Genomic DNA, 17,597 nt, shown 5'->3' on the forward strand with positions numbered 1-17,597 from the left:
ATAGGCATTGGCGAACAGCCACGCCAGTTCGGGATCGGCGATCATCCCGCTGACCCGCGCGATCTCCTGCTCGACCGACTTGCTCACGAACCGGCGATCGGCCGGCGCCGGCCGCTTGCTCGCAAACGCCGGCTTGCCCTGCGCCATCGCGAACCCCCCGGTCGCCAGCCCCGCGCCCAGCAGCGCGCCCTGCGTCATCAACGTGCGGCGGTCGGTCGGCATCGGGCAGTCTCCTTGGGGATCGGCCCCAGCTAGGTCACCGATGCCCTGTCTGGCAATGGAGCTCTGGCAATGGGGCTGACGCCCGCGCCGATCCCGGCTAGGCTGGCTGCGGCGACGATCGTGGACGCGGCCCCCGCGATCGACCGGTCGCCCTTTCCAATCGGGCGGTTTCAGGCGGAGACGGACATGACCATCGGCGGATCGAGCGCGGCGGCGCAGCTGGCAGCGATCGCGCCCTGGGCGTCCCCCGCCCCGGCGATCACCTCTGCCGAGCGCCTCGCCCGGATCGACCGCGCCCGTGCGCTGACCGAGGCCGCCGGCGCGCAGGCGCTGCTGGTCCATACCGGCGCGTCGCTGCAATATTTTACCGGCATTCCTTGGGGGCCGAGCGAGCGGATGGTCGCGCTCCTCCTGCCCGTCACCGGCACGCCGCGCATCATTTGCCCGGCGTTCGAGCGCGGCACGCTGGAGGCCGACCTCACCATCCCCGCCGAGCTGCTATTGTGGGAGGAGGATGCGGACCCGACCGCGCTGGTCGCAGGCGCGCTGCCTGCCGGCGCTACGCTGGCGGTCGACCCGCTGCTGCCCTTCGCCTGGGGGCAGAAGCTCGCGCGCCACGGCCTGACGCTGGCCGACGGTGCGCCCGCCATCGACGGGTGTCGCCAGGTGAAGTCGCCGGCCGAGCTGGCGCTGCTGCAACAGGCAAAGGACATGACGCTCCAGGTGCAGGCCGCCGCCGCACGCATCCTGCGCCCCGGCATCCTCGCCAGCGAAGTCGTCCGCTTCATCGACGACGCGCACCGCGCGGTCGGTGGCGGCGGGTCGTTCTTTTGCATCGTCCAGTTCGGCCGCGCCACCGCCTTTCCCCACGGCCTGCCCGGCGACCGCGCGCTGGCGGAGGGCGAGCTGGTGCTGATCGACACCGGCTGCCGGGTGGAGGGCTATCACAGCGACATCACCCGCACCTATGCCTTCGGCCAGGTCGCCGACGAGGTGCGCGCGATCTGGGACATCGAACACGCCGCACAAGCCGCCGCCTTCGCCGCCGCCGCGCCCGGCGTGCCGGCGCAAGCCGTCGACGCCGCCGCCCGCGCGGTGCTGGTGCGCGAGGGGCTGGGCCCCGACTATCGCCTGCCAGGCCTGCCGCACCGCACCGGCCACGGCATCGGCCTGTCGATCCACGAACCCGCCTATCTGGTGCGCGGCGACACGACGCCGCTCGAACCCGGCATGTGCTTTTCCAGCGAACCGATGATCGTCGTCCCCGACCGCTTCGGCATCCGGCTGGAAGACCATTTCTTCGTCACCGACACCGGCGCGCAGTGGTTCACCCAGCCGCAGCCGTCGATCGACCGGCCGTTCGGGTAGGGAAAGCTTTCCCGCAGGGGCCAAACCCAAACCCAGCTGTATTGCCAGTGCAATACACATCTGCAAGGATGATGATTAACGTCCTCCTGCGGATAGGTCGAATGAACAAGCTCGTGCTGGCGGCACTTCTTATGATCGCAACGCCCGCTTACGCGCAGGTGCCGGGCGACGGACTGGCGACATTCCTCAAGACGAAGATGCAGCAGGAACGCATCCCGGCGCTTCAGGTCGCGGTCGTTCAACGCGGGAAGATCGTGGCATCGGCAGCCTATGGCGTAGCCGATGTCGAGCATGGCGTGCCCGCCACCACGTCCAGCATCTTCTCGATCAATTCCTGCACCAAGGCGTTCACGGGCGTCGCGATCATGCAGCTGGCCGAAGCGGGCAAGTTGCGGACCGACGATCCGGTTTCCCAATATCTTGATGACCTGCCGCAGGCGTGGCGAGCGATCACGATCCGGCAGGTGCTTTCCCACGTATCGGGACTGCCGAACATCATCGGTGACAAGGAACAGGTGATCGGCGACGGGACCGAGGCATCGGCATGGGCCGCGGTGAAGAAGCTGCCGCTCGAGTTCAAGGCCGGCGAACGCTACCGCTACAATCAGACCGGCTACGTCATGCTGGGCCGGGTCATCGAGAAGCTCGGCGGGATGCCCTTCGCCGCATTCATCGAGAAAAATCAGTTCGCGCCTGCCGGGATGATGCATACCCGGTTCGGCGATTCCTCTGACGTCGTTCCGCTAACGGCGCGCAGCTATTCCTACCTCGCCAACACCGATGGCGTATGGCGGTCGGGTGACCGCCTGATGGCGACCTACGCGACCTTTCCGGGATATTTCAGGACCGCGGCGGGCATCCTGTCGACCGCCGACGATGTGGCAAGATGGCTGATCGCGCTGCAATCCGGCAAGCTACTGAAGGACAAGGCCAGCGTCGCCGCCTTGTGGACGCCGGTCGTGTTGAACGACGGCACGACGGCGGGGACCAACGAGTTGCTGAACGGATCGGGCCTGGGCTGGCCGGTGACGATGCGGACCGAACATCCGGCGGCGGGTCCGATCGGCGGGATGCGATCGGCCTTCTTCGTCTATCCCAAAGATGACCTGTCCGTCGTGGTGCTGACCAACCTTCAGGGCGCCAACCCGGAATATTTCATCGACGAGGTCGCCGCCTATTACATTCCGGGGATGCACGAGGCCGACGGCTTCGGCCTGCCGTCTGCCGTAAGGGCGTTCCGCGCCCAAGTGCTTCGCCGCGGTTTCGCGCAGGCCCCGCGTGTATGGCAGTCGATGCGGGCAAAGCCGAGCGAGGCCGAACTGAACGCCTGGGGCTACAAGCTGCGCGAGCAGGAGCAGTCGGATCAGGCGCTCGCCATCTTCCGGCTGAACGTCGCCAACAACCCCGGAAGCTGGAACGCTCATGACAGCCTGGCCGAAGTCCTGGAGGCGAAGGGCGACCGTGCCGGCGCGATCAAGCATTACAGACGATCGCTCTCGCTCAACCCCGGGAATGGCAATGCGGTTGAGCATTTGAAGGAGCTGGAAGCATCGCGTGCGCGACTGAACTGATCTGACCGTGGCAAGCGGTGGCTATCGGGTGACGCGTAGAGGCCTCAGTCTAGGCAATCCGGCTAGAACGGCGAGCGAGACGGCCGAGCGTTCCCACAAGGATGGTATTTCGGAAATTTGGCTTTGAGCCGAACCTTTAGACTGGGTTGGGAGATTGCTGGGTTACCGCAGCCTCGGCAGCAGGTCGGGGGCAACGAGCCTGTGCATTATCCATTAATTTAATAAGCGCAGAGCGAACGATTGGACGCGCTGACTTATTGTCTAGGCGAGAAAGATAGGTGAGTTTCGCCTTCGTTGCTTGAGCGACTCGATAACCTACATAGTAGCCAAAACGGTCTGGAAGCTCTTTTGGCGGGCCGCCGCCCATCTGCAATGCTTTGACTATTGCTGTACCGGTCGTGTCCATCGAAATGTGCGGCAACGAAGCATAAAGCATCTTCCCATCGTGCGTCGGTTTTGGGCCGAATTGGCTCGGGGGTGTCCAACAGAAGCTGGCGATCCGTTGCCCGAGGCGTCATCGTTGCGGCGGCATCAACCGCCAGCCCTTCCTGCCAAATGGTACACCAGAACTGATCGCAGTCCGAAAAATGACGTCCATGCTCGAGGTGAAACAGCTCGTGAGCAAGGAAGGGCTGTAACGAATTATCCGAGTGGTACTCAGCAATCATGTCCGCACCAAAAAGCATGACATGTCGCTTTCCCGGCTCAAGATAGTCGGAGCCCCCGTCTCGTAGCCCGAGAGAGTGATAGAGGTATATCGGTATTGGTGACCTAAAATCTGGGAATATCTTCCTAAAATTCTTTACCGCGCCGCTCAGGGCTATAGGAAAATCAGATATCACACGATGGTAGGCTGCTTGCTTCGCCGGAAGCTGAACAAGTGCATCCGCGATCAGCCGATCCGTCGACACATCACGTCGATAAACACCCGGCAACATAGCGTTGATCCGGTCACGTACCATTGCGATCCGTGTGTTTTGAGGCTGGCCGGCGGTTTCCGTTGCGACTTGTTCGAATGGTGTAGCGAGATCAACATAGCGGGCCGATGGTCCTGCGTCAGACGGTACGCTTGCGGTCGCACCTCCGGCAGCGAGGCAGGCCACCATGCAAGCGATCCTTTGTGTTCCAATCCCCCGCATAGTCCCTCCGACGGCAACAATAGAACGCCTTTATGACCATTGGCCGTCCAGTGTTCCACTCCAGTTACTGGCCAAGTAAAGTGCCGTTCGACATTCCCGATTGGGAAGCTGTGACGGGAATACCGGACCACCGATTGCGCTGACGGTCGCCTGCGGGTTCCTGTTTCCCGAAACCTGTTCCCGATTTGCAATTCCCGAAACTACCGATGTCGACGTGGAAACGGGAAAGCCCCTACCCCCGCAACCGCCCCGCCACCACCGGCCCAAGCCGTGCCACGATCCGATCCACCCCTTGCGCATTCGGGTGAATCCCATCGGGCTGCATCAGCGCCCGGTTGCCGATCACGCCCGCCAGGATGAACGGGTCGAGCGTCGCGCCGTACTGCTTCGCCATGTCGGGCCAGATGCGGTTGAATTGCGCGGCATAGTCCGGCCCCAGATTGGGCGGCACCATCATGCCGGTCAGCACCACCGGAATCCCGCGCTGCTTCAGTTCGTCCAGCATCGCGACGAAATTGGCCCGCGTCTCGGCCGGCGGGATCTGGCGCAGCAGGTCGTTGCCGCCCAGCCCCAGCAGCACGAGGTCGGGCTTGCGATCCAGCTTGTCGAGGGTGAAGGCCAGCCGCTGCCGCCCCGCCGCGCTGGTGTCGCCCGAAATCCCGGCATTGACCACGCGGGCATTGATCCCCTGCCCCCGCAGCACATCCTGCAGATCGTCGGGCAGGCTGTCGCCGCGCGCAAGGCCATAGCCCGCGTACAGGCTGTCGCCGAACGCCACCACCAGCCGCTCCGGCCCCGCGACCGGCGCCTGAGGATCGACCGGGTTCGGCGTCGCCGCCGCAGCGATATTCACCGGCGCGGCGTCGTTCGCCTCCGATAAATCCGGCCCGCCGCATCCCGCCAGCAGCAAAGCGCCTTGGAGAAGAATGACTGCGCCCGCATATGTGGGTCCCTGCTTCGTCACTGGCGAAAAACTCCATGCCCTCGGTTCCGAACGATATGGTCATCGACGCACGCGGTGTCACCCTGACGCTGGGCGATGGCGACGCCGCCACCCGCATTCTCCACGGTATCGACCTGGCCGTGCCCGCCGGGACCAGCGTCGCGCTGCTCGGTGCCTCCGGATCGGGCAAGTCCTCGCTGATGGCGGTGCTGTCGGGGCTGGAGCGTGCCAGCGGCGGGCAGGTCCATGTCGCGGGCGCGGATTTCGGCGCGATGGGCGAGGACGATCTGGCGCGCGCCCGGCGCGGGCGGATCGGCATCGTGTTGCAGGCATTCCACCTGCTGCCGACGATGACCGCGCTCGAAAATGTCGCGGTACCGATGGAGCTGGCCGGCGAGAGAGACGCCTTCGCACGGGCCGAGGCCGAGCTGGTGGCGGTGGGCTTAAGCCACCGGCTCCACCATTATCCGACGCAATTGTCGGGCGGCGAGCAACAGCGCGTCGCCATCGCCCGCGCGCTGGCCGGGCGGCCGGCGCTGGTGTTTGCCGACGAACCGACCGGCAATCTCGACCGCGCGACGGGGCAGGCGATCATGGACCTGCTGTTCGAACGCCGCGCCGCGACGCAGGCGACGTTGCTGGTCATCACCCACGACCCGGCACTGGCCGAGCGGTGCGACCGGGTGGTCGAGCTGGCCGATGGCCGCATCGCGCGGGATACGGGGCGGTGATGGGCGCGCCGCCCTTGCGATGGTGCCGTACCCCCGCGCAGGCGGGCACGCCGGCTGGGACGAACCGGCACTCTCCCGAAGGTGTCGCATGAGCGAGTGGCGTCTGGCGTGGACCTTCGCCCGCCGCGAACTCGATGCCCGCTTCCGCGGCCTGCGGCTGCTGCTGGTCTGCCTGATCCTCGGCGTCGGTGCGCTGGCGGCGATCGGCAGCCTGACGCGATCGATCACCGGCGAACTGGCGGCGCGCGGGCAGAGCCTGCTGGGCGGCGATCTCGAACTCTCCGTGTCGCAGCGTACTGCCAGCGATGCCGAACGCCGGGCGATGGCGCGGCTGGGCCGGGTGTCGGAAACGCTGCGGATGCAGTCGATGGCCGCCAACTTCGATGGCCAGACTGCGCCGATCGAGCTGAAGGCGGTCGACGCCCCCTATCCGCTCTACGGCATGCTCACCCTGCGAAGCGGCACCGCACGGCCATTGTCACCGACCGAGACCTATGTCGGACAGGCATTGGTCGAACGGCTGAAGCTGCGCATCGGCGGATCGGTGCGCTATGGCACCGCGCGCTTCACCGTCGCCGGGATCATCGCCGACGAGCCCGACCGCTTGAGCGAAGGCTTCACGCTGGGCGCGGTGGCGCTGGTGTCGCTGGAGGGGTTGCAGCGCACCGGCCTGATCGCGCCGGGCAGCCTGTACGAAAGCAAATATCGCATCGCCAGCCGCTATGATCCGGCGCAGGCGATCAAGGCGTTTACCGACCGCTATCCCGCGCAGGGCTGGGACACGCGCACCCGCGACCGTGCCTCGCCGGGGGCCGAACGCTTCCTGTCGCGGATGGGCGAATTCCTCGTGCTGGTCGGCCTCACCGCCCTCGTCATCGCCGGCATCGGGGTCGGTAACGGCGTGTCGAGCTACCTCGCCACCCGTCGATCGAGCATCGCGACGCTGAAGGTATTGGGCGCGACCTCCGGCCTGATCGCGCGGGTCTATCTGGTGCAGATCGTCGCGGTGGCGGCGATCGGCATCGCAGTGGGCCTGGCGATCGGCATCGCCGCCGTGCCGCTGATCGTGGCGCTGGCGGGCGATGTCCTGCCGGTCGCGCCGGCCTTTGCGATCCATCCGCTGCCGCTGGTGCAGGCCGCCGCCTATGGCCTGCTGATCGCCCTCGCCTTTGCCGCGCCGCCGTTGTTGGCGGCGGGCGCGGTGCCGGCCGCCGGGCTGTTGCGCGGCGTGCATGACGGGCGGCGCGCGCCCCGGTGGAAGGCGGCGGCATGGATGGGCGCGGCCTTTGCCGGGATCGTCGCGCTGGTGCTGGTGACCAGCGAACGGCCATGGTTCGGGGCGGCGTTCCTTGGCGCGGCGGGCGGACTTCTCCTTTTGTTATCGCTACTTGGTCGGCTGATCCGCAGGCTGGCGGCCCGATTGCCCCGGTCGCGCAGGCCGCTGTGGCGACTGGCGGTGGCGGCGCTGCACCGCCCCGGCGCACGTACGGGCGCGCTGGTGGTGGCATTGGGGCTGGGCCTGACCCTGTTCGTGCTGCTGGCGGCGATCCGCACCAGCCTCGACGCCAACATCCAAAAGACCGTTCCGGCGCGCGCGCCCGCGCTTTTCGCCCTCGATGTGCCTCCCGCCCGCGAATCACCGTTCCGCACAACCATCGCCAACATCCAGCCCGGCGCCGAAATCCAGACCGTGCCCCTGATGCGCGGCACGATCACCGCCTATGGCAAGACCCGCGTCGCCGACCTGAAGACTATCCCCGAAGGCGCATGGGCGCTGCGCGGCGAACGCGGCCTGACCTTTGCCGCCGACCTGCCACCGGGCAGCGAGCTGGTGGCGGGCAGATGGTGGCCGGCAAACTATAGCGGGCCACCGCTGGTGTCGGTCGACGAACGCATGGCGCAGGCGCTGGCGCTGAAACTCGGCGATCCGCTGACGATCAGCGTCGCGGGACAGGAACGCACAGCGCGCATCGCTTCACTCCGCAAGATCGAATGGGACACGATGGGGTTCAATTTCGTGATGGTGTTCAGCCCCAACACCCTGTCCGACGTGCCCCACAACCTGGCGGCGACGATCACCATGCCGCCGGGCCGCGAACGCGCCGTCGTCCGCGCGCTGTCGGCCGGTTTCCCCTCGACCTCAGTAGTCGAGGTGCGCGAAGTGATCGGGCAGGTGCGGACCATCGTGTCGCAAATGGCGACCGCCATCGCGGCGGCGGCGGGGATCGCGATCCTGGCCGGCATCGCCGTGCTGATCGGCGCGATCGCCGCCGCGCGCGAAACGCGGACCTACGATTCGGTGATCCTGAAGACGCTGGGCGCGACACGCGGGCAGATATTGACAGCGCAGGCGCTGGAATATCTGCTGCTGGCGGTGATCCTCGCCGTGCTGGCGGCGGCGATCGGGATCGCCGGGGGATGGTATGTCGTGGTCGAGCTGTTCGCGTTCGACTGGCTGCCGGATTATGGCGCGATCGCCATGACACTGGCGGTGGGGGTCGGGGTGACGGTGGGGATCGGGCTGCTCGGCGCGTTGCCGATCCTGAGCGCCCGGCCGGCGCGGGCGCTAAGAGAACTGTAAGGTCCTCCCCGGCACGGGGAGGGGGACCAGCGCAGCTGGTGGAGGGGGAGGTCCACATACGGAACCGTTGCGTTGCGCCGAGAACCCCCTCCACCACCGCTACGCGGCGGTCCCCCTCCCCGTGCCGGGGAGGATGAAAAAGGCCCCGGCAGTTGCCTGCCGGGGCTTGTCGATTACACCGCTGCGCGGGGAGCGCCGCCGCCGCGACCGCGGCCACCACGGCCGCGACCACCGCCGCCGCCGTTACCACCCGGACGGCCACCGCCACCCGGACGCCCGCCACCACCGACACCGGCTTCGCGCTGCGGACGACCACCGCCGCCCTGGCCTTCGCCACGCTGCGGCTGGCCGCCGCTCCGCGACGGATTGCCGACCGGACCGCCGCGACCATGCGCCGGCTTTGCGCCATGGGCATGGGTCGCACGCGGCCGCGCGGGGCCACGCTCGCTCGGCAAGCGCTCGGGACGATCGGGGGCATAGGGCGCCCGGCTCGCCTTGATCTGCGCGCTCTGCTGCAGGAAATCGTCGGGCAGCGGCACGACGTCGATCTTCTGCTTGGTCAGCCGCTCGATCCCCTTCAGGAACGGCCGCTCGTCATCGGCGCAGAAGCTGAACGCCACGCCCGAAGCACCCGCACGCGCGGTGCGGCCGATGCGGTGGACATATTGTTCCGACACGTTGGGCAGTTCGAAGTTCACGACATGGCTGACCCCCGACACGTCGATCCCGCGTGCGGCGATGTCGGTCGCGACCAGGATCGGCACGGTGCCGTCACGGAACGCGGCCAGCGCCTTTTCCCGCTGCGGCTGCGACTTGTTGCCGTGGATCGCGTTCGACGCGATGCCGTTGGCCGCCAGCAGCTTCACGACGCGGTCGGCACCATGCTTGGTGCGGGTGAACACCAGCGCGCGATCGATCTTGGTATTGCGGAAGAACATCGTCAGCAGCGTCTGCTTCTCCGCCTGCTGGACGAAGGTCACATACTGCTCGACGCGCTCGGCGGTCGACGACACCGGCGTCACCTGCACGGTGGCCGGATCGGTCAGATACTTGTCAGCCAGCTCGCGAATGTCCTTGGGCATCGTGGCCGAGAAGAACAGCGTCTGGCGCGACTTCGGCACCATCGACACGATACGGCGCAGCGCGTGGATGAAGCCCAGGTCAAGCATCTGGTCGGCTTCGTCGAGGACGAGGATTTCCAGCTCGCCCAGACCCAGGACCTTCTGGTCGATCAGGTCGAGCAGCCGGCCCGGCGTCGCGACGAGGATGTCGACGCCCGGCGCCACGTCACGGATGTTGCGCGGCACCGGCACGCCGCCGAAGACGGTCGCGACGGTCAGCTTGCTGTGCTTGGCATAGGCACGGGCGTTGTCGGCGATCTGGCTGACCAGTTCGCGCGTCGGGGCCAGCACCAGCATGCGGCAGCGCATCGGGCGGCGGCGCACATTGGCCTTCACCAGCAGGTCGATCGAGGGGAGGACGAACGCGGCGGTCTTGCCGGTGCCGGTCTGGGCGATGCCCAGCAGGTCGCGCCCTTCGAGGACCAGCGGGATCGCGTCGCGCTGGATCGGGGTCGGGGTTTCGTAATTCTTGGCGGCGAGCGCGTCGAGGATCGACTTCGACAGGCCGAGGGACTGGAAGGTCATGGTAGTTCCTGAAATAGGGTCCGGCACCCGAAACGCAGCAAGGCGCACGGGCAGCGGGGCAAAAAATTGCGACCCGCGTGACTAGGGAAGCCGGTTGGAGCTGCGACGCGGAGCCGAGACCAAAGAGGTCCGATCACGCTGCCTGAAAAGCGTCGCTGCGCTGCGGCAAATAGGGGGAACCGGCCCGAAGGTCAAGTATGTCGCCCCGGCCAGTGCGGTTTGAAGGTGGTAACACCCGTCCGGACGCCCTACACCGTGGCGATGACCGACCCTGCCCCGGCTGGCGCACGCCCGAACGATGCGTCATCCGCAAACCCCGTGGTCGATGCCCTGCCCCATCGCCAGCTCTATCTGTTGGGGGAAGCGGCCGACCGCCTGCTCGCCGCCGAAGACCCGGCGCGGATGGTCGACGATCTGTTCACGCTGATCGGCGACGAACTGCGGCTCGACGTCTTCTTCAACTACCGGATCGATGGCGACGAACTGGTGCTCGAAACCCATGGCGGGCTGACGCCGGGCGAGGCAACGGCGTTCGACCGGCTGGCGATGGGGCAGGCGGTGTGCGGCTGCGTCGCGCGCGATCGCCGGCCGATCACGGCGTTCGGCGTGCAGACATCGGACGACCCGATGGCGCAGTTCGTCCGCGACCTGGGCGTCGACGCCTATGTCTGCACGCCGTTGATGCACGGATCGACGCTGCTCGGCACGCTCAGCTTCGGGCGGCGCTGGACCGACCGGTTCGACGCCGACGAACTCGCCTTCATCCGCACCGTCTGCCACTATGTCGCGCTCGCCAAGCATCGCCTGCGGATCGAGGCAGAGCTGCGCGCCGGGATCGCATCGCGTGAACGATTGCTCGCCGAACTCAACCACCGCGTCCGCAACGCGTTGCAGACCGCCGTTGCGGTCGTCCGGCTGGGCGCGGCCGACACGGTGGACGATTCGGCGCGCACCGCCCTGGCCGTCGCCGCTGCGCGGCTGGAGGTGCTGGCCACCGCGCATCGCCCGCTCTACGCGACCGACAGCCCCAGCCGGATCGACATCGCCGCGCTGATCGAATCGCTGGTCGAGCGCAGCGACGACGAACCGGTCGAGATCACGGTCAGCGGCACGGGGGCGCTGCCGATCGAACAGGCCGCTGCCATCGCGCTGCTGACCCACGCCCTCGTCACCGCCGAACCCGACGCGGTGACCGCCATCGCGATCGAGCGGTTGCCGGAGGCCCTCAGCATCGTGCTGACCGGCCCGGCCATGGGGCAGGCGAACCCGGTGCTGGACGACAGCCGCCTCGTGCGCGGGCTGGCGCGACAGCTGCGCGCGACCATCCTGCGCGATGGCGAACGGCTGACGCTCAGTGTAGCCGGCCGCGACGATGGCTGATCGTTCACGCATCCTGCTGGTCGAGGACGAGGCGCTGGTCGCGATGCTGGTGGAGGACGCGCTGGTCCTGCACGGCCATGTCGTCACCGGCATCGCCGACACCCGCGCCGACGCGCTGGCGCTGGCCGCCGCCGACCCGCCCGACCTTGCGCTGTGCGACGTCCGGCTGGCGCGCGGCGATTGCGGGCGCGGTATCGCCGCGACGCTGGCCGAACAGGGCATCCCCTGTCTGTTCCTCAGCGGCAATTGCCCTGATGTCGCAGACCACCCGCTGATCCTCGGCTGCGTGGCGAAACCGTTCCACACCGCCGCGATCGGCCCGGTGATCGACGCCGCGCTGGCCCGGTTGCGCGGCGATACGGCGGCACGGACACCCGGCGAGCTACGCTTCTACTAATCCCGCTCGATCCGTCCGCCTTCGACATGATAGCGGGTGGCATCGGCCGGCATGTCGCTGAACAGCGCCGCCTCGGTCCCCGTCAGCCACACCTGCCCTGCCCCCGCCGCCCGCGCGAACAGCGCCGCGCGGCGGGCGGGGTCGAGATGCGCGGCCACTTCGTCGAGCAGCAGGACCGGCCGCCGCCCGGCACGCTCCGCGACCAGTTCGGCATGCGCCAGCACCAGCCCCAGCAACAGCGCCTTCTGCTCGCCGGTCGAACAGCGCGCCGCCGCCATGCCGCGGTCGCGGTCGGTGACGATCAGGTCGACGCGGTGCGGCCCACTCAGCGCCCGCCCCGCCGCCGCATCGCGCGCGCGCCCCGCCGCCAGTTCGCGGGCGAACAGCCCCGCATCGCCATGCCACCCCTCCAGCGACAAGGCGGCGCGTGGGAAATCGGTTGCGGGCAGCGCCGCGATCCGCGCGTCCAGCATCGCCACCGCCTCCGCCCGCGCCGCGCCAAGCGCCAGCCCGTGCTCGACCATCCGCGCCTCCAGCGCCGACAGCCAGTCGGGATCGGGCATCGCGTCCTCCGCCAGCAACCGGTTGCGCTGCCGCATCGCCGCGTCATAGCGCGTCGCCTGCGTCGCGTGCGCCGGGTTCAGCGCCAGCGTCATCCGGTCGAGGAACCGGCGCCGCTCGCCCGCCGGCTCGACGAACAGCCGGTCCATCGCCGGTGTCAGCCACAGCACCGACAGCCATTCGGCCAGCGCCGTTGCCGCCGCACCCGCACCGTTCACCCGCACGATCCGCCGTTCGGGCGCACTCGGCTGGGTTCCCGTCCCGATCCGCACGTCGTCGGTCAGGTCGGCGGCGACGCCGAAGCCGCCCGCCCCGCCCTCGCGCGCCATGTCGGACAACGGCGCACGGCGCAGCCCCCGGCCCGGTGCCAGTAGCGACACCGCCTCCAGCACATTGGTCTTGCCCGCGCCATTGGGCCCGCTCAGCACGACGAAGCCGCCACCCGGTTCGATGGTGCCGCCCGCATGGTTGCGAAAATCGGTCAGGGTCAGGCGGGTGAGCATGTGCGCGTGACCGTTAGCGGCGCGAGCGCCCGCGCGAAACCCTCCGGCCGCACGGTGGTTTGTTATACAAACGCAACTTTCCGGCGCTTCGCGAATTGGGAAGGTTCGACTTACGACAGGAATCGCCGATGCCCCGTTTCGTCCTGATGGCCGCCGCCGCGTTCGCACTCACTGCCTGCGGCTCGCAAAGCCCCGAGCAGCAGCGTGCGGAACAGCTGCGCGACCAGGCCGATGCCGAGGCCGACGCGATCGAAGCCGCCGCCGAGAACCAGACTGCGCAGATGAAGGTCGAGGCGGAAGGGCTGGTCAATCAGGCCGGGCAGGCCGGCGGCTATGATGCCGAACGGCTGAAGGTCCGCGCCGACGCGATCCGCGAAGAATCCAAGCTGGTCGAACAGCAGGCCGAAGCACGCGCCAAGGCCGTGCGCGACCGCGGCGAAGCGCAGGCCAGCGCCGCGCTGGCAAAGTAACAAGTACTTACAATCAACCGTCACCCCGGGTTTGACCCGGGGTGACATCGTAAGCAGCCGTCCTAAATCCCCGCCAGCCCCAGCTCGCGCAACCTTGCCTGCGCCGCGTGATACGCCACCGGCTCGGCGATATTGAGCCGCCGCCGCGCGACGTCGAGCGGTTCGGCCAGCAGCGCCTCATAATCCTGGGCATGCAGCCATTTCGCCCGTCGCCCATGGCGATACCCCTCCCACACCGCTTTCGCGAACGCCCGCTCGCCGGTGATGCGTAGCGATTTCAATGCCGCGCCAAGGCCGATCGCGGCCCAGCCCAGACCGCCGGTCTGCGCATAGGAAAAGGCGACGAGGCATGCCTCGCCCAGATGCTCTTCGGCGGTATAGCCGGTCAGGATGTGCCAGATGTCGTGCACATCGCGCTCGCGCCGGCCGAACCACGCGACCGGATGCGCTGCGTCCTGCCACCCTTCGCCATCGGCGTAGCTGATATCGGCCAGCCCCTGCGCCGAAAAGCCGGTGCGGTCGAGGAACGCGCGATACTGCGCGCCGACGCTGCCATCGGGCAGCGCATCGACCCACGCCCGGTCGGAAAACCGCCGCGCCAGTTCGACATGGTCATAGGCGATGCGCCCGCCGCCCGGCTCCTGCAGCAGGCGCGCATAGTTGCGGTGGCTGGTATCGGCGTTGAGCGCGCGCATGATGCGGAACACCTGCACCGTGTCGTTGCCATCGGCCAGCAACCGCCGAAGCGCTGCCCATGCCGCGCCCCAGTCGCGACGCAGCGGCTGCAATGTTTCGATTTCCTGCGTCGCCATGCCCGCCTCCGCTACTTACATCCATGTAAGTATTCCGGCGGCGCGAGGGCGTCAAGTCGTCGGGCGATCAACCCGCCTTGGGCTTGGAACGCGGCGCATTGTTAACGACGAACTGCCCACCACGCTCGCACGACGCGCTGATGACCGGGAAGGACAAGTCGGTGTTGCTGGCAAGGATGGCCGGCATCGCCGCCTGGCATTCGGCAACCGAAGTATAGCTGGCCGGAGCAACCCGCTCCCGCGTGCAAGTCGCGCCATCGTCGCCGCAACCCAGGATCGCCATGACATAGACCAACGGTGCCATTTTCCGTCTCCTCGATGGTTTCAATACATTCCACCGCAGCTTGTTCCGACGAAGCGTTGCCTATCTACGCCAGCCTCCCCAAATGGCGCTTGCCATGCCGCCTGAAACCCATTCCGCCTCCGGTCCGACCCGGCCGATGCTGGCGACGCTCCGTCGCTTCCTCCCCTATCTCTGGCCCGCCGATGCGCCGGGGCTGAAGGTGCGCATCGTCGCCGCGCTGTTGCTGGTCGTCGCGTCGAAGCTGGTGCAGGTCTATGGCGCGCCGTTTGCGCTGCAGGGTGCGATCGACACCATGGCGGCGGGATCGCGCGACGCGCTGTGGCTGGTGGTCGCGCTGGTCGCGGGCTATGCCGCCGCGCGCTTCGGGGGCACGCTGTTCGACAATCTGCGCAACGTCGTGTTCGAACGCGTCGGGCAGGATGCGACGCGACGGCTGGCGGCATCCGTCTTCCGCCACCTCCACGCGCTGTCGCTGCGCTTCCACCTCGAACGGCGTACCGGCGCGGTGACGAAGGTCGTGGAGCGCGGGACCAAGAGCATCGATACGATGCTGTATTTCCTGCTGTTCAACATCGCGCCGACCATCCTCGAACTGACCTTGGTCCTGTCGATCTTCGGCACGCGGTTCGGCGCGTGGCTGGTCGGGGGCACGGTGGCGATGGTCGTGTTCTACATCGCCTTCACCCGCTGGGTCACCGACTGGCGCTCGGCCTTGCGCGAACGGATGAACGACCTCGACACCGGCGCGGTCGCGCATGCGGTCGATTCGCTGTTGAACTTCGAAACCGTCAAATATTTCGGCGCGGAGGAGCGCGAGGCGGAGCGCTACGACCGTGCCATCGCCGGCTATGCCGATGCGGCGGTGAAGTCCGAAAACTCGCTGGCGCTGCTGAACATCGGGCAGGCGCTCATCACCGCGCTGATGCTGGGCGGCGGCATGGCGCTGATTGTGTTCGGGTGGTCGAGCGGGCGGTTCACGCCGGGTGACGTCGTGCTGGTATCGACGCTGCTGACGCAGCTGTTCCGCCCGCTCGACCTGCTCGGCATGGTCTATCGCACCGTGCGGCAGGGCGTGGTCGACATGGGGGCGATGTTCGACCTGATCGACGCGCCGGCCGAGATCGTCGATACCCCCGACGCCCCGCCGCTGACCGTGCGCGAAGGCCATGTGCGGTTCGAAAATGTCGGCTTCGGCTATGGCGACGGGCGCCAGATCCTGAACGGGATCGACCTCGACATTCCGCCGGGCACCACGCTGGCGGTCGTCGGCCCGTCGGGCGCGGGCAAGTCGACGCTCGCCCGGCTGCTGTTCCGCTTCTACGATCCCACCGCCGGGCGCATCACGATCGACGGACAGGATATCGCGCAGGTCGCGCAAAGCTCGCTGCGCAGCGCGATCGGCATCGTGCCGCAGGATACCGTGTTGTTCAACGACACCATCGGCTACAACATCGCCTATGGCCGCGCCGGGGCCAGCGCTGACGACATTGCCGAGGCGGCGCGCGGTGCATCGATCGCGCCGTTCATCGCTAGCATGCCCGAAGGTTACGCTACCCGCGTCGGCGAACGCGGTCTGAAGCTGTCGGGCGGCGAGAAGCAGCGCGTGGCGATCGCCCGCACGCTGCTGAAGAACCCGCCAGTCCTGATCCTCGACGAAGCGACCAGCGCGCTCGACAGCCGCACCGAGGCCGACATCCTCGACACGCTGGAGGCGATCGAGCGCGGCCGCACCACCATCGTCATCGCCCACCGCCTGTCGACCGTGGTCCATGCCGACCGTATCGTCGTGCTGGAGGGCGGGCGCGTCGCCGAAAGCGGGTCGCACGCCGACCTGCTGCGTCTGGGCGGGACCTATGCCGAAATGTGGGCGCGCCAGGCCGACGAGCGCGAGGCGGCACTGGCCGAGGCCTAGGGGTTTCATCATCGCCCATGGACACTCCGCCGCGCTGGCGCGTATCCCCGGCGCATTGCGGGAGGAACGCGCGTGAAGGATTCCCTGAAGAAAGCGGCGGTGACGACCGCGCTGGTCGGCGGCGGGCTGGCGCTGTGGACGGCACTGGCCGCCAGCGCGGCGGAGGCACTGGTCCCGGCGGACGGCGAATTTGTCGATGTGCCCGGCGCCCGGCTGCATTATGTCGATACCGGCGGCGATGGCCCGGCGATCGTGCTGCTGCACGGCATCTATGGCCAGCTGCGCAACTTCACCTATGCGCTGACCGACCAGCTGCGTGACCACCGGCTGATCGTCGTCGACCGCCCGGGCTGGGGCCATTCCAGCGTCGAGGGCGACCATCCGACGATAGAGACGCAGGCGCGGATGATCGCCGACCTGATCGACGCGCTGGGCCTCGACCGTCCGCTGCTGGTCGGCCATTCGATGGGCGGCGCGGTCGCGCTGGCGATGGCGCTGAACCAGCCATCGAAGATTCGCGGCCTCGCCCTCATCGCCCCGTTGACGCAGCGGATGACCGCCGCCCCCGCGATCTTTCGGGGCAAGGCGCCACCCGCCGCGGTGCGCGGGCTGGCCGCATGGACGGTCGGTGTGCCGCTCACCACGCTGACCGGCCCTGCCGTGTCGAAACAGGTGTTCGCGCCCGATGCCGTGCCGCTCGACTTCGGCACGCGCGGCGGCGGCCTCGTCGCACTGCGCCCGTCGAGTTTCCAGGCCGGCGCCGCCGAGCTGACCGACGCCAACCGCGCGCTGGCGACGATGGTACCGCGCTATGGCGCGATCAAGCTGCCGGTCGCGATCCTCTATGGCCGGGACGACGAACTGCTCGATCCGGTCAGCCAGGGCGACGTGACCGCCGGCGAGATTCCGGGCGCGAAACTGACCAAGATCGGCGGCGGGCACATGATCCCGGTGACCCATGCGGCCGAAACGGCGGCATGGCTACGCACGGCGGCCGCGGTGGGAACGCAGTAGACTCGGTCCCGCCGATACGCGTCCCCCCGGCACAGGCTTGGGC

Annotated in this window: 15 protein-coding genes and 1 pseudogene; 9 read left to right on the top strand and 7 right to left on the bottom strand. The window is 68.0% G+C overall.

Annotated elements, in window-relative coordinates:
* Nucleotides 1-222 (bottom strand): annotated as a pseudogene (locus tag ASE58_RS10975) (glycoside hydrolase family 125 protein); the annotation flags it as partial.
* A gap of 186 nt (nt 223-408) precedes the next feature.
* Here ASE58_RS10975 and ASE58_RS10980 point away from each other — a divergent pair.
* Together ASE58_RS10980 and ASE58_RS10985 are read left to right on the top strand one after the other, a co-directional pair.
* Nucleotides 409-1,590, top strand: a complete 1,182-nt coding sequence (locus tag ASE58_RS10980; protein WP_055822267.1) for a M24 family metallopeptidase — start codon at nt 409-411, stop codon at nt 1,588-1,590.
* Entirely contained in the window at nt 1,545-3,161 is a 1,617-nt protein-coding gene (locus ASE58_RS10985; protein WP_156347712.1) for a serine hydrolase domain-containing protein, read from the top strand. The genes ASE58_RS10980 and ASE58_RS10985 overlap by 46 nt, the downstream gene beginning before the upstream one ends.
* A 254-nt stretch (nt 3,162-3,415) precedes the next feature.
* On the opposite strand, the gene ASE58_RS17940 is transcribed toward ASE58_RS10985, so the two are convergent.
* Nucleotides 3,416-4,267 (bottom strand): hypothetical protein, encoded by an 852-nt coding sequence (locus ASE58_RS17940; RefSeq protein ID WP_156347713.1) that lies wholly within the window; start codon nt 4,265-4,267, stop codon nt 3,416-3,418.
* 265 nt (nt 4,268-4,532) lie between these two features.
* Nucleotides 4,533-5,264: an arylesterase gene (locus ASE58_RS10990; protein WP_055821189.1), complete on the bottom strand. Its 732-nt coding sequence runs from the start codon at nt 5,262-5,264 to the stop codon at nt 4,533-4,535.
* 14 nt (nt 5,265-5,278) lie between these two features.
* Here ASE58_RS10990 and ASE58_RS10995 point away from each other — a divergent pair, with 14 nt between their 5' ends.
* Both ASE58_RS10995 and ASE58_RS11000 read left to right on the top strand, forming a co-directional pair.
* Nucleotides 5,279-5,974 carry an ABC transporter ATP-binding protein gene (locus tag ASE58_RS10995; protein WP_235513596.1) on the top strand — a complete coding sequence of 232 codons (696 nt, stop codon included), beginning with the start codon at nt 5,279-5,281 and terminating at the stop codon, nt 5,972-5,974.
* Between the two features lie 88 nt (nt 5,975-6,062).
* Complete coding sequence (locus ASE58_RS11000; RefSeq protein ID WP_055821195.1) at nt 6,063-8,555, top strand: ABC transporter permease; 2,493 nt, start codon at nt 6,063-6,065, stop codon at nt 8,553-8,555.
* Nucleotides 8,556-8,728: 173 nt separating this feature from the next.
* Here the strand turns inward: ASE58_RS11000 and ASE58_RS11005 are convergent, their stop codons facing one another.
* Nucleotides 8,729-10,201: a DEAD/DEAH box helicase gene (locus tag ASE58_RS11005; RefSeq protein WP_055821198.1), complete on the bottom strand. Its 1,473-nt coding sequence runs from the start codon at nt 10,199-10,201 to the stop codon at nt 8,729-8,731.
* A 261-nt stretch (nt 10,202-10,462) separates the two neighbouring features.
* Here ASE58_RS11005 and ASE58_RS11010 point away from each other — a divergent pair, with 261 nt between their 5' ends.
* Both ASE58_RS11010 and ASE58_RS11015 read left to right on the top strand, forming a co-directional pair.
* The gene (locus tag ASE58_RS11010; RefSeq protein WP_156347714.1) at nt 10,463-11,581 is read left to right on the top strand and encodes a histidine kinase dimerization/phosphoacceptor domain -containing protein; all 1,119 of its coding nucleotides are present in this window, start codon (nt 10,463-10,465) and stop codon (nt 11,579-11,581) included.
* Nucleotides 11,574-11,978, top strand: a complete 405-nt coding sequence (locus ASE58_RS11015; protein ID WP_055758012.1) for a response regulator — start codon at nt 11,574-11,576, stop codon at nt 11,976-11,978. Before ASE58_RS11010 ends, ASE58_RS11015 begins: the two co-directional genes overlap by 8 nt.
* Here the strand turns inward: ASE58_RS11015 and recF are convergent.
* On the bottom strand, nt 11,975-13,042 hold the full coding sequence (gene recF, locus ASE58_RS11020) for a DNA replication/repair protein RecF (protein ID WP_055758008.1): 1,068 nt from the start codon (nt 13,040-13,042) through the stop codon (nt 11,975-11,977). The two genes, ASE58_RS11015 and recF, sit on opposite strands and share 4 nt — an antisense overlap.
* A 128-nt stretch (nt 13,043-13,170) precedes the next feature.
* On the opposite strand from recF, the gene ASE58_RS11025 reads away from it, so the two are divergent.
* Nucleotides 13,171-13,512 carry a hypothetical protein gene (locus tag ASE58_RS11025; RefSeq protein WP_055758004.1) on the top strand — a complete coding sequence of 114 codons (342 nt, stop codon included), beginning with the start codon at nt 13,171-13,173 and terminating at the stop codon, nt 13,510-13,512.
* A gap of 62 nt (nt 13,513-13,574) precedes the next feature.
* Here ASE58_RS11025 and ASE58_RS11030 read toward each other — a convergent pair whose 3' ends face one another.
* The gene (locus ASE58_RS11030; protein WP_055821202.1) at nt 13,575-14,324 is read right to left on the bottom strand and encodes a Coq4 family protein; all 750 of its coding nucleotides are present in this window, start codon (nt 14,322-14,324) and stop codon (nt 13,575-13,577) included.
* A gap of 67 nt (nt 14,325-14,391) precedes the next feature.
* Nucleotides 14,392-14,628 carry a hypothetical protein gene (locus tag ASE58_RS11035; RefSeq protein WP_055821205.1) on the bottom strand — a complete coding sequence of 79 codons (237 nt, stop codon included), beginning with the start codon at nt 14,626-14,628 and terminating at the stop codon, nt 14,392-14,394.
* 94 nt (nt 14,629-14,722) lie between these two features.
* On the opposite strand from ASE58_RS11035, the gene ASE58_RS11040 reads away from it, so the two are divergent.
* Nucleotides 14,723-16,540 carry an ABCB family ABC transporter ATP-binding protein/permease gene (locus ASE58_RS11040; protein ID WP_200909352.1) on the top strand — a complete coding sequence of 606 codons (1,818 nt, stop codon included), beginning with the start codon at nt 14,723-14,725 and terminating at the stop codon, nt 16,538-16,540.
* A 72-nt stretch (nt 16,541-16,612) separates the two neighbouring features.
* Complete coding sequence (locus tag ASE58_RS11045) at nt 16,613-17,554, top strand: alpha/beta fold hydrolase (protein ID WP_235513598.1); 942 nt, start codon at nt 16,613-16,615, stop codon at nt 17,552-17,554.
* Nucleotides 17,555-17,597 lie beyond the last annotated feature (43 nt).

This window comes from Sphingomonas sp. Leaf9 (assembly GCF_001421355.1).
In the GTDB taxonomy this organism is placed as follows: domain Bacteria; phylum Pseudomonadota; class Alphaproteobacteria; order Sphingomonadales; family Sphingomonadaceae; genus Sphingomonas.